9 protein-coding genes and 1 pseudogene are annotated in these 12,831 nt (G+C 52.1%); 6 read left to right on the forward strand and 4 right to left on the reverse strand.

What is annotated here, in order from left to right; translation table 11 throughout:
• The first annotated feature begins 62 nt into the window (after positions 1-62).
• Positions 63-1,235 carry a molybdopterin-synthase adenylyltransferase MoeB gene (gene moeB, locus NDI45_RS02455; RefSeq protein WP_348246084.1) on the forward strand — a complete coding sequence of 391 codons (1,173 nt, stop codon included), beginning with the start codon at positions 63-65 and terminating at the stop codon, positions 1,233-1,235.
• A 151-nt stretch (positions 1,236-1,386) separates the two neighbouring features.
• Here moeB and NDI45_RS02460 read toward each other — a convergent pair whose 3' ends face one another.
• The gene (locus NDI45_RS02460; RefSeq protein WP_347277881.1) at positions 1,387-3,069 is read right to left on the reverse strand and encodes an MBL fold metallo-hydrolase; all 1,683 of its coding nucleotides are present in this window, start codon (positions 3,067-3,069) and stop codon (positions 1,387-1,389) included.
• A gap of 681 nt (positions 3,070-3,750) precedes the next feature.
• On the opposite strand from NDI45_RS02460, the gene NDI45_RS02465 reads away from it, so the two are divergent.
• The 4 genes from NDI45_RS02465 to NDI45_RS02480 all read left to right on the forward strand — a co-directional run bounded on the left by NDI45_RS02465 (position 3,751) and on the right by NDI45_RS02480 (position 8,855).
• Positions 3,751-4,377 carry a DNA-3-methyladenine glycosylase gene (locus tag NDI45_RS02465; RefSeq protein ID WP_347277882.1) on the forward strand — a complete coding sequence of 209 codons (627 nt, stop codon included), beginning with the start codon at positions 3,751-3,753 and terminating at the stop codon, positions 4,375-4,377.
• A gap of 305 nt (positions 4,378-4,682) precedes the next feature.
• Positions 4,683-6,611 carry a sulfite reductase, ferredoxin dependent gene (gene sir / locus NDI45_RS02470; protein ID WP_348246087.1) on the forward strand — a complete coding sequence of 643 codons (1,929 nt, stop codon included), beginning with the start codon at positions 4,683-4,685 and terminating at the stop codon, positions 6,609-6,611.
• 169 nt (positions 6,612-6,780) lie between these two features.
• Positions 6,781-7,629: an AraC family transcriptional regulator gene (locus NDI45_RS02475; RefSeq protein WP_348246089.1), complete on the forward strand. Its 849-nt coding sequence runs from the start codon at positions 6,781-6,783 to the stop codon at positions 7,627-7,629.
• A gap of 50 nt (positions 7,630-7,679) precedes the next feature.
• Positions 7,680-8,855: a benzoate/H(+) symporter BenE family transporter gene (locus NDI45_RS02480; RefSeq protein ID WP_190792197.1), complete on the forward strand. Its 1,176-nt coding sequence runs from the start codon at positions 7,680-7,682 to the stop codon at positions 8,853-8,855.
• 22 nt (positions 8,856-8,877) lie between these two features.
• On the opposite strand, the pseudogene NDI45_RS02485 reads toward NDI45_RS02480, so the two are convergent.
• The 3 genes and pseudogenes from NDI45_RS02485 to NDI45_RS02495 all read right to left on the reverse strand — a co-directional run.
• Positions 8,878-9,720: pseudogene (locus NDI45_RS02485) on the reverse strand (AAA family ATPase); the annotation flags it as partial.
• Between the two features lie 910 nt (positions 9,721-10,630).
• A complete protein-coding gene (locus tag NDI45_RS02490) occupies positions 10,631-10,888 on the reverse strand; it encodes a hypothetical protein (protein ID WP_190794520.1) in 258 nt (85 codons plus the stop codon).
• Positions 10,875-11,516 (reverse strand): DUF1802 family protein, encoded by a 642-nt coding sequence (locus NDI45_RS02495; protein ID WP_190794521.1) that lies wholly within the window; start codon positions 11,514-11,516, stop codon positions 10,875-10,877. Before NDI45_RS02495 ends, NDI45_RS02490 begins: the two co-directional genes overlap by 14 nt.
• A gap of 582 nt (positions 11,517-12,098) precedes the next feature.
• On the opposite strand from NDI45_RS02495, the gene NDI45_RS02500 reads away from it, so the two are divergent.
• Positions 12,099-12,830 (forward strand): COP23 domain-containing protein, encoded by a 732-nt coding sequence (locus NDI45_RS02500; RefSeq protein ID WP_190794523.1) that lies wholly within the window; start codon positions 12,099-12,101, stop codon positions 12,828-12,830.
• Position 12,831: the final 1 nt, after the last annotated feature.

Genomic DNA, 12,831 nt, shown 5'->3' on the forward strand with positions numbered 1-12,831 from the left:
AGGCAAGTCACGCCCAATCCCCTCAAAACCTTTGTATCTCTTCATGCAGTGTTACTCGTATCATGCTGAATCCGAATCTGGATGACATTCAATTAACCAAAGACGACTACGAACGCTATTCGCGTCACCTGATCCTGCCGGAGGTTGGGCTAGAGGGGCAAAAACGCCTGAAAGCCGCGAGTGTTCTGTGCATCGGCACGGGCGGACTCGGCTCTCCACTGCTGCTCTATTTAGCGGCGGCAGGCATTGGGCGAATCGGCATCGTTGATTTTGACGTAGTCGATTTCTCGAACCTTCAACGGCAGGTGATCCACGGCACGTCGTGGGTTGGCAAGCCCAAAATTCAGTCTGCAAAAGATCGCATTCTGGAAATCAATCCCTACTGTCAGGTTGACCTCTACGAAACTCGTCTCTCTGCCGAAAACGCGCTGGGCATTATCGAACCCTACGATGTGGTGGTAGACGGCACAGACAACTTCCCGACGCGCTATCTGGTGAACGATGCCTGTGTGCTGGCGGGTAAGCCCAACGTCTACGGCTCAATTTTCCGGTTTGAAGGGCAAGCAACGGTCTTTAACTATCAGGATGGACCCAACTATCGCGACCTCTATCCTGAACCGCCGCCACCCGGACTGGTTCCCTCTTGCGCTGAGGGTGGTGTACTGGGCATTCTCCCCGGACTGATTGGGGTGGTTCAGGCGACGGAAACGGTGAAAATCATTATGGGCGTGGGGCAAACGCTGAGCGGTCGGCTGCTGCTCTACAATGCGCTAAACATGACCTTCCGTGAACTGAAACTGCGCCCGAATCCGGTTCGTCCCGTGATCGAGAAGCTGATTGACTACGAAGAGTTTTGCGGCATTCCTCAAGCAAAAGCAGCAGAAGCACAGCAACAGGCAGCCATGGAAGAAATTACCGTTCAGCAGCTCAAAGAAATCCTCGATAGCAGCGCATCGGACTATGTGCTGCTCGATGTTCGCAATCCGAACGAGTACGACATTGCCAAGATTCCCGGCTCGGTGCTGGTTCCTCTACCAGATATCGAAGAGGGTGGCGGCGTTGAAAAAGTGCGCGAACTCGTCAACGGGCACAAGCTGATTGTTCACTGCAAGATGGGCGGGCGATCGACTAAAGCGATCGGTGTTTTGAAGCAGTCTGGCATTGACGGCATCAACGTTAAAGGCGGGATCAATGCTTGGAGTCAGGAAATCGATCCGTCTGTACCGCAGTATTAAACAGAACTCAGGCGTTTAAGCCAATTGTGCATCGGGTAATCCGGCTGGGTTGCCCGATTTTTAGTGGTTTAGGGGCTACAGTTCGCCGATTCGAAGCTGATATCCGGTTGGGGTGAAGCGATAGATTCCTAGAGGCTTAACTCGAGCGACCCTAGCGATCGTCCAGCCGCACGGGAACTGGCTCAAACGCCGGACAGTAGCCTTCAGGCGTTACCTTAAAGCCAAATAAAGGCGAGGCCTGATTCCAGCATCGCTGTCCCCGAAAGTGAAGGCAGTTTGCGCAGCATTCAACATCGGTGGGCAAGCTGGACTCACTGCTTTGATGCAATAGCTCACGCTGATGCAGTCCGCGTAGAATCAGTTCTTCACCCTGCCAGCGTGCCTCGATCAGCCCGGTATCAGCAAAGTTTTGCCAGCGGGGATCGGAGGTAATGGCTGCGGGTACAACGATCGTGACTGCCGTTTCCTGAGCTGAAAGTTCACCTTCATAGCGGGCATCGGGGGCAGCAGGCTGAATAAAGGTTTCACCGATCGGCAGGTCGACTCGGATTCCGGCAGCAGGCGTGTGCAGATGATAGCGATTTTGCAGTTCTTCCAGACTGGTTAAATCACTAAGATACGCCGGAGAACCATGCACAAAGATAACGTGCTGCGGGCGCAGATTATGAATGAGCTGAGTGGTTCCGGTTCCGTCGCAGTGGTCGCCCAGAAAATAAGACTCGATCGATAATTGTCCGCTTTGCAGCAACCGATTTAGGGTCGGCGAATCTTCCAGCATTTGCAGCAGAGCCGGGTCGATCGCCGATCGCCCAAACTGTTGCGGAACCAGCAGCAGCCAGGGACCGCTATCGGGCAGGCAGTAATCGCTCAGATCTGCTTCCTGGTCGGTCAACACAATGCAGGGAAACCGATTCATGGCTGCACTGCCGTTGCCATTATTGCCCCCGTTTTTACCGTTCTGCTTCAGGTGCAAATGCCGCACGCGAGGACGAATACGCTCATCCCAAAATAGGGGCTGATGCCGGGCAAAATTTTGCACTGAACTGGGAAAGTGAGACAGCATTTCCAGATAGGCATTGCAGCCCAGTGCCACGCTTCCCGCCACCCAGATATCCACATCGCGTCCGGTGAAGTGATGATGGCTCCGCAGCAGCATCAAGATTTCCTGCCCCAGCCCCAGGGTTGGAGTCGGCAGCAGCACCGACTGACCCTCGCCGATCGCGTGATGAATCCGTTCAGCAAGCTGGTTTTCCTGCTGTCTGCGGTGGGGATAGCGGGCTGTGCCATAGCTGCCTTCCATAATCAGCACATCGGGCTTGAGTCCGCGCAGCTCTTCCAGCGGCAGGCCATCTACCAAACGAGAATTCGACAGTAAGCAATCCCCGGTGTAAAACAGCGTATACGATCGCTCTGGGGTGGTGTGGGTGAGCAAAATAGCAGCAGCCCCGGGCAGATGACCTGCTGGAACCAGCTCTGCACTGAGTCCTTCCCGAAACTCAACGGGCGATCGCCAGGGCAGGGCGTGGCAAAAAGCAGAAACTTCCGGCTGGTCGAGCCAGTTCAGCGGTAGGAGCTGTGTCGTTACCTCACTGGCATAAATCGGCATCTGAGGAAACGCCCGATGCAGTTCGAGTAGCCCTCTGGCATGATCAGGATGGGCATGGGTACAAATCACTAGATCAGCAGGCGGTTTTTGACCTGCATTACGGAGCAGCGGCGCGAGATTTGTTAACCCGCAATCCAGCAGAATCCGATGCGACCCCATTCGCACCAGCAGACCAACCCCTTCTTCCTGTTGACCCGCTCCATAAGGTAAGCATTCCAGTTCGACCACAGCAGCGATTCCGTGTAACCAGTAGCAGCATCAGCAAGAGATCAAAGCAGTTTCCCGAAGGGCAAACGAGAATAATGCTCTCAAACCGGATCTATCGCAATGCCGGAGAAGTGAAAGTTAGGAAAAACCCGATCGATCCCTGCTCTCCTTTCAAAGGGCTGTGAAGCCTCTGCAAACCGGAGCGGCATCGCCGATCGTGCCTGGATTAATCCTGACTTTATTCTAAATTTATTCTGAATTTAATTGTGCCTTAGCGGACAACTGAGGAGTTAGTGGGCAGAGCCATTTCCGTGGTAGTTATCGGTATCGTAAAAGCCGTTTCTCGTGCCGAAGAAGAGGCAAGCCACAATAAAAACCGGGGTCAGGGCCAATAAGATCAGTTTGACATCCATCGTTGCAATCACACTCCTTTAGTTTTTGACGTTGACGGGTTGACAATGCAGGTTGACATTGATCGAGATTCTACCGAATCCAATCCACGAAAGACGATCGGGCAAAGGAGGGATATTCTCGGCTTTCGGGATCAAACCAGGCTAAATGCAGCACTGCTGGATCAAAGCCAAATTAATTTATCCGATTGTGGAGCAAAAATCGATGGGGTAACGAGGATGAACTAATATTCTTTACGATCGTGCTTTGTTAGGCCTTTATTTTTTATTCTGCAACTTCTGGTTTTCCCCTGTGCTATCTGCTTCCCCATCCGCTGATGGTTTCCCGATCGCCCCCGAATGGCTTTCCCGTGATGCAACCGAGGTTGCTCCCGACCTGCTGGGCTGTACTGTCGTGCGCCAGTTTGTCGACGGACAGATTTATCGGGGATTAATTGTGGAAACCGAAGCCTACACGCCCAACGATCCAGCAATGCACGCCTACCGAAGGGAAACCGATCGCAACCGCGTCCTATTCGGCAAAGCTGGGATGAGCTATGTCTATCGCATCTACGGCATGTATCACTGTTTTAATGTCGTCACTGATCTAGAAGGCAGACCAAGCGCGGTTTTGTTCCGTGCCCTGGAGCTTGACACACTGCCGGAATGGATTACTCCCCCCGATGCCGCCAAACCTCACCGCGCCGCCGCTGGACCTGGAAAACTCTGCCGCCTCCTCAGGATTGACACCAGCCTCACCGCCCAGCCGCTTCAGCCAGGAAACCCGCTCTGGCTCGAACACCGCAGCCCCGCCTGGCAAACCCAGCTAGATTCCGGTCAGCTCGAATTCGTTCAAACGACCCGCATCGGCTTAACTCAAGGCATTGACCTGCCTTGGCGATGGTATCTCAAACACTCAAAAGCCGTTTCCCGCCGCTAAAGCCACCTACCCCTCACTCACCAAACTCAAACTTTTCCTAACACTGCAGACAAACTCACTCCAGCAATGCGATGCTAGAATCGTAATGATGTCAAAATTCACCTTATTTCCGATCGGGATACCGGGTATGAGGTCAGGACAATGAAGTCAAACAGAGCCTAGAATAAACGAACGCTGTCCGCCATCCTGCGAGTTCATCATCGCCAAGTTATAAATTCCCAGGTTGCAAATTCTCAGGTTACAAATTCCCGATCAAGATTAATACTCTTTCTTGCCACTTGTTCTGTCTTTACTAGCTCATTGCAATGGTTACAACTCCGCCGCGATCGATTTCTCCTGCACCCAAAGTTTCCAAAGTCGAAGGAATTAAAGAGCGTAGCCATGCGCTGCGAGAACCTGTCGCTACAGAAATTCTTCAGGACACCACCCACTTTAGCGAAGACGGGATTCAAATCCTCAAGTTTCATGGCTCCTATCAGCAGGACAACCGCGACAACCGGGTCAAAGGGCAGGAGAAAGACTATCAGTTTATGCTGCGAACCCGCAGTCCAGGCGGTTTTATCCCTTCACAGCTTTACCTGACGCTCGATCGCCTCTCGGAGCAGTATGGCAACCACACCCTGAGAGTTACTACCCGCCAGGCCTTCCAGATCCACGGCATTCTGAAGCGCAACCTGAAAACGGTGCTGGCAGAGATGATTCGCAACATGGGATCAACGTTAGGAGCCTGCGGCGACATTAACCGCAATGTCATGGCTCCGCCTGCCACCTACAAGAATAAACCTGCCTACGTCTACGCTAAAGAATATGCCGATTGGATCGCCGATTTGCTGGCTCCCCACACAGGTGCGTACTACGAAATTTGGCTGGATGGTGAGAAGGCAATTACCGCAGAACCTCACCCGGACGTAATCGCAGCCCGTCAGCGCACTCGTGAAGGAGTGACAATTCCTAACAACGAGGAACCTCTGTACGGCACGTACTTTATGCCGCGCAAGTTCAAAATCGCCATCACGGTTCCGGGCGATAACTCGGTGGATTTGTTCTCGCAGGATGTGAGCCTGGTGGTCATCCTTAACGATCGCGATGAGCTGGAAGGCTTCAACGTTTATGCAGGCGGCGGACTGGGACGGACGCACAATAAAGAAGAAACGATCGTCCGTGCCGCAGACCCAATCGGCTATGTAGACAAAGACGATATCTATGACCTGATGCAGGCGATCCTGGCAACCCAGCGCGATCACGGCGATCGGGCAAACCGCAGGCATGCCCGGATGAAATACCTGCTGCACGACTGGGGCGTAGACAAGTTCCGCGAAACGGTCGAAGGCTATTTTGGCAAACCGATTCAGCCCTTCAGACCGCTGCCTGAGTTCAAGTACGAAGACTACCTCGGCTGGCACGACCAGGGCGATGGCAAGCTGTTTTTGGGCATCTCGATCGAAAACGGGCGCGTGAAGGACGAAGGCTCCTTCCAGCTCAAGACGGCTCTGCGCGAGATCGAGGAGAAATTTGCGCTGCCGATACGCCTTACGCCCAATCACAACGTCATTCTGTCGGAAATCGATCCAGCAAACAAAGACGAGATCCAAGGCATTCTCGATCGCTGCGGCGTGAAAAAAGAGACGGAAATTGATCCGCTCGTTCGCTACTCAATGGCTTGTCCTGCGCTACCTACCTGCGGCCTGGCAGTGACGGAATCCGAGCGAATCATGCCTTCGATCCTCGATCGCATTCGCGCCCTGCTCAACAAAGTTGGACTACCGCAGGAATCCTTGGTTACCCGCATGACAGGCTGCCCGAACGGTTGTGCCCGTCCTTATCTGGCAGAACTGGGCTTTGTGGGTCAGTCGCCGAATGCTTATCAAATCTGGCTAGGTGCTGAGCCAAACCAGACGCGCCTCTCGGCTCCCTATTTGGACAATATGGCGATCGATGATCTGGAGGTGACGCTGGAGCCGCTGTTTATTTACTTCAAGCAGTCGCGTCTGCCTGAGGAAAGCTTTGGTGATTTCTGCCATCGCGTCGGGTTTGAGGCGCTGCGTCAATTTGCGGCAACCTACGATCCCACCGTTCTGGAAGAGAAAATAGCCCCGACTAGCAAGCCTCGCCACCGAATTTCGGTTCGTCCTGAGCTGTATCAGCGACTCAAGGACATGGCAACCGAGCAGGGCAAACCAATGACGGAACTGGTCAATGCAGCGATCGAGGCATACCTGAACGGATTGCTTTAGTAGGATGAATTAGCGCAGCGTAACGGATCTTCTTCGATCGCCGGGGGTGATGCGCTTCTAATCCAATGAACGCTTGAGGATAATTCGCTAAAATTCAGCTTCCTCTCAGAATTGGGGGGAAGTTTGTTGTTGGGGTTTGTTGTTGGACAGTGCGAGCGGGGCAAGGTGAATGATGAATTCTGACCAGCATCCAGACAGAGAATTCGCCAGACTCTGGGAATCAAGTATTCCTGGAATTGAGCTGTATCACGCTCACTTGTCTCGCCATCGCTTTGGCAAACACTTTCATGAGTCTTATACGATCGGCATGAACCTCAGCGGTCAGGGCTGCTTTCAGCATGGAGGCCAAACCTATATCGCCTCGCCCGGCAGTTTTCATTTGATCAATCCGGGCACTGTGCATACCGGAGCAGTGCTGCCCCAAACTCACTGGAGCTTTTGTGATCTGTACCTCAGCCTGTCGATCGTCGAAACGGTGCTGACGCAGCTTGAATGGCAGGGGCAAATGCCTGCATTTCGTGAACCGGTGGTGGCGGATCGATCGCTGCAAACCGTATTTTATCAATTGTTTCATGCCCTGAGTCAACCTGCTTCTCTGCTTGAACAGCAGTCCCTTTTACTCAAAGCTTTGTCTCAACTTTTTCTACGTTATGCGTCCTGCCGCGATCGAATTTCTCTGCCTCAGCCCGAATCAAAAGCCGTTGCTCAAGTCCGGGCATACCTGGAAGCGCATTATGCGGAATCCGTTTCGATCAACACTTTAGCTAATCTCGTCGGGTTAAGTCCCTATTACTTAATTCGCAGTTTTCAGCAGCAGGTGGGCTTGCCGCCCCACGCCTATCAGAAGCACTGGCAGCTCATGCAGGCAAAGCGATCGCTCCGCAGTGGGAAGCCTCTGGCTGAGATTGCGCTAGAAAGCGGTTTTTATGACCAGAGCCACCTGAACCGCAGTTTCAAACAAACCTTTGGTATCACGCCGGGACAGTACCGCAAGAGCAATTTTGTCCAAGAGAACTGAGCCGCAGCACTGGTAGCTTAAGGGCGGGATTAAGCGACGGGATTTGGGCAATGGTTTCTGCAAAAAGCTTTTTCAACGACCTCTCTTTTTCGGCGATCGTCGCTGGATTTGTGACGGTATTAGTCGGGTTTACGAGTTCTGCGGTGATTGTGTTTCAGGCAGCGCAAACCCTGGGTGCATCTGAGGCAGAGATTGGCTCCTGGATGCTGGCTCTAGGGTTAGGCATGGGCATCACCTCTATCGGGCTATCACTGCGCTACAAAGTGCCGATCGCGACCGCCTGGTCTACTCCGGGAGCCGCCATGTTAACGACCGCAGCCGCCGGAATTCCAATGGCAGAAGCAGTCGGAGCTTTTCTGATTTCGGCAGTGCTGATGACGCTCTGCGGCTTTAGCGGCTGGTTTGAACGTGCGATGAATCGGATTCCGGTGTCGATCGCCTCTGGAATGCTGGCAGGAATTCTGTTGCGCTTCGGGCTAGAGATCTTTACTGTGATGCAGACGCGATTTCTCATGAGCTTTGCCATGTTTTGCGCCTACCTCCTGGCTCGTCGCCTGCTGCCTCGCTATGCCGTGATTGTAGCTCTACTGGTCGGGACGGCGATCGCTAGCCTCCAGGGATTAATGCACTTTGAAACCATTCAGTTGCAGTTCGGTCAGCCAATTTTCACTTCGCCTCAATGGTCGATCGCCGCTTTGGTTGGGGTTGCCCTGCCTTTGTTTGTCATTACAATGGCATCGCAAAATGTTCCGGGTGTTGCCGTGATCCGTGCCTCTGGCTATCAGGTTCCCATTTCGCCGCTGATTGGCTGGACGGGAGCTGCAACGCTGGTTCTTGCGCCTTTTGGCGGCTATGCAATCAATCTGGCAGCCATTTCTGCCGCGATTTGCTTGGGACGCGAAGCGCACGAAGACTCCTCAAAACGATATATTGCCGCTGTTGCTGCCGGAGTCTTTTACGCACTGATTGGACTATTGGGTGGAACAGTAAGTGCGGTTTTTGCTGCCTTTCCCAAGGAGTTGGTTTTAGCGATCGCAGGGCTAGCTCTGCTGGGAACGATCGGCAATAGCTTAGCCGTCGCGCTGACTAATGAGAAACACCGAGAACCTGCCCTGATTACCTTTCTCGTGACCGCATCGGGCATTAGCTTACTTGGTGTTAGCTCCGCTTTCTGGGGACTTGCCGCAGGCGGACTCGCGATCGTCATTCTGCAAGCAAAACGCTAGTGCCAACTGTTCAAACAACCGCTTAAGCCTGATTTGTAATACTCATTCGATCGCTTTCAAACTGCGTCGGAATATCATCGGGTTCGATCGTCATTAGTATCTCGTTGGTAAAGTTAGACAACACTGCTAAGCGATTTGCCTGCCGCTCGATCGTCTTTTCAAATAAATTTCTGATCAGACGACCGTTTCCAAAGTTTCGATCGCGGTTAACGTACAGATTTTCTAATAGCTGATGCAGTTTTTCACGGGCAGTCGGAGTCAGTTTAAAGTGGCTTTTTTCGCCCATTTTCTCGTAGATTGCCAGCAGTTCTTCGGGCGTGTAGTCTTTGAAGTAAAAATAACGGTTAAACCGAGATTCTAAACCTGGATTTGATCCAATAAAGTGGGTCATTTCATCGGTGTATCCAGCAACAATCACAACCATTCGATCGCGGTAATCTTCCATTCGTTTGAGCAAAATATCGATCGCTTCTTGCCCAAAATCTCGTCCTGATTCTTCAGGAACCAACGCGTATGCTTCGTCAATAAATAGGACGCCATCCAGCGCAGAATTAATTAAATCATCCACTTTTTTTGCTGTTTGACCGACGTAGCCTGCCACCATTCCAGAGCGATCGGTTTCGATGAGCTCGCCTTTCTTCAAAAAACCCAAGCCGCGAAAAATCTTGCCCATTAATCGCGCCACCGTGGTTTTGCCCGTTCCCGGTGGACCGCAGAAAACACAGTGCAGCGAAACCGAGGTTTGTGCCAGTCCGCGTTCGGCTCGCACCTTTTGCACCTTCAGGAAATTTGTGAGCGTTTGAACTTCTTCTTTGATGTTGGCTAAACCGACTAATTCTTGCAGTTCTGTTAGCGTTTTCTCGAGAAGCCGGGCTGGATCTTCTGATGCAGCTTCATCTGGCTTTACTCCATCTTCCCCGGCTGATTCAGCCGTTTTAGTTGCAGGAAAACCGTCCTGATAGCGATCGAGCTTCTGATAAGTATGAAGCATTTGCCAGACCTGCGAGAGGGCTTCCATTTCTGCTAACGAAATAGCGTCATCAGCTTTTACAATCGTCTGAGCAAATTTATAAATTGCGTTGGTAATTGAGTCGAGGTAATGGGTATTTTTTTCTTCGTCTAATCGGTTCAAAACAGAAGGCAGCATCAGGCGATCTTCGGGCTGTCCCTGCGTCAGGTTCAGCATGATTTGCAGCGTAATTTTTTGATATTTGATGCGATCGTCTGTCACATCCCATCGGTTTAAAGCCGCATATAGCTTTTCGCCATCTTCCTTCAGCAGCGCGTATAGCACCAGATAAGCAAGCAGTTCGGTCGATCGCAGTTCGCCATTGCTGCGCCCGCAAATTTGAATAATTTTGGCAATGTCAACCAGAATGAGCTCTGTGAATCCGGCATCGATCGATAGGAGGGGTATCAGGGCTTTGTGCAGCAGATTTGCCTCTTTTTTAACAAGACTAGAATTCACAGAAAACTCCTCTTCTCACTTCTTTTCCCATTCAGTTACCAAAACACCTTTCAGAGGCTGTTTGAGCAGTCGCAGAGGTGCCACATTGTCCCCTAAATCCCCTAATTTTGGGAAACTTTGAGAGTCAGAATAACCTGGCGCGGTTTCCCCCAGGATTAGGAAACAAAGGGGCAGTTCGGAAGGATTACTGCTTTTCAAACAACCTTTCTAAGAGGCAAGCATTTGCACCAGGAACTTTTACTTCCTGCAAAAAACATTACCGCAAATACTTTGTCTCTACCGTCTATCGATCGACCCATCCCCCCGATTATCCCGGCTCCCCTGATTCCCCTTCTGCCCTTTTCCTCAAAGGTTGATTAGGAGGCTGAACTTCTTCACTTTTACCTTTAACAGGCGGCAAATGATCAACCAAGCCCAGCTCAAACGCGATATCAGGTAGTTGACCCGCAATGTATTTGCCGGGAGTGAAAACCCGAGCCGGAGTGAAACAGACCTGACGCAACTCGACAATTTCATCTGGAAAAAACGAACTTCTGCTAAAAATGCGCTGCTCAAACGATGACATTGCTTGCTCCTGTCTTTTCGTCTTGAGGGATTGCAGGCACAGCGATTTCCCCTTCCGGGAACTGCGAAGCCACCGCCCGAACCGCATCGACCTGCTGCTGATAATCGGCATTCGCGAGAACCGGACGAGCTCCATCAGGAGATAAGCTTTCTGCCAAATTAATCCACGATTTACAGCCGCCATATTCAGTCAAATAAGGAATTTCAACCGCTTGCGGCAATCTGTGAACGCGCAGCAACAGCACCGATAGGGGTAAACGCGGCTTCCATTTCAGGCGTTCCGTTACAAAGGCTTCATTCCAAATATGCAGGGGCAGCAGAGCTTCGACGATCGCAGCATCACTCACCTCGAAGCGATCAGTGATCTCAGCCCACGCAGAAATCCTAACCGTCTCCGGATGCCAACCCGAAGGGACGGGCGTGACTCGATTTGCGTACCCCGGCTTGAGTAAATGGGGCTTTTGATGTTCATAGGTGGGATACAGCCAGAAGGGGGAATCGGCGATCTTAAACTTGCCACCCGGTTCTCGAATCCCACCTTTGCGAAGCAGGACGATTGTTCTTCCAGCAGTGAGGGCATCAACAGCAACTGCCCATTCTTTAAGCGCAGCAGTAAAGGGAGAAATCATCGTTTCGGGGAGAGCGAGTTGAAAGAAATTAAAGTTGAAGCCAAAATGCAAAAAAGACTGGCTTTCCCTGCCAGTCTAAAATAAATGTCGTTTTCTCAGTGGAAGAAACCCCGTTCTGCGCGTTCCCAAAGCGGCAGGCGGGTAAGAGCAACTACAACTTAAGGCTGCCCTTTTCCAGTAAACATCGTAACAAAATACGTCGAGGTTCCGTCATAAAGGTTTACCTAAATTCTATCGAACGACATAACTCTTGCTGATGAGTGCAAATCGAACCGGCTGTGATATAAGGCTGGTTAGTAGGGTTGGCGATCGCCTGCTCACCCCCCTCATCCGCCAAAGCCGCTCAGATTCTATATTTTGTTGAAATTTGTTTCCAGCGATCGCCAAGTGTGGGCACTCTTAACAGCGAAAATACGTCGCACTCTACCATGAGCGATCTCAAGAACCTTAGCGACGCAAGCCGATCGCATCTGCATTATTCGCAGTCGCGGTGAGGCGACATCAGGAGTTAAAAAGGATTATCCCTGTCGCTCGATTCGCATTTCATTTACTTCTGACTGAATTACTAAAGAGGAGTTTCCTATGCCAGGAGTTTGGTTTAACCCGAAGCGTCGCCATTTTGTTCAAACGGTATGCATCAGTACGATCGCCGTGCTGTCTGGTTATGGATCTGTGCCTGCTCAGGCTGAGAGTGTGCAGCCCGATCGCTTGCTAGTGGCTCAAATTCAGTCGGCTCCCCCCACGACCTCGCCCTCCCCAACGACAACCCCCACCACTGATACCCGCTTCACCTGTCAGATGATGAACGGGCAATACACGGTCATGTATAACCCCCAGAGCCAGCCCGGAGAAGCCTATCCCTGGGCAGCACCAGGACAAATGGGCGGAGGCTGGAGTGCCGATCGTCGCTGTCAGGAAATCAGCCGTCGCCTGGAGTTTTACCGTCCCGATGGGCTGCTGGAACTGCAAACGGCAGTTGAAAACGGCTATAACACGGTTTGCGTTACGACTGAGCAGGTTCCGGGCTGCCGGATTGTGTTGACGGTTCCTGAAGGACAAGACCCGATCTCGACCCGCGATCGTGTGTTTGCCAACCTCAGCACAGCCGATGGCGGACAAAATACCGCTGCCGTGTCAACCTACAGGGGAGACGGTGCTGGGTCGCTGCTGAACCAGATTGGGCAGGCAGTGGGCTTAGACCTTTCTTCGCTGACCGGAACTGGAACCAGAACCCGAAGCAGCAGCCGCAGCGGGATAAATCTGCGTCCATTCCTTGATCCCGCCGATGGAGGCACGGGAACTCGCCTGCGTTAAC

This window comes from Leptolyngbya sp. GB1-A1 (assembly GCF_039962475.1).
In the GTDB taxonomy this organism is placed as follows: Bacteria; Cyanobacteriota; Cyanobacteriia; order Elainellales; family Elainellaceae; genus Leptolyngbya_A.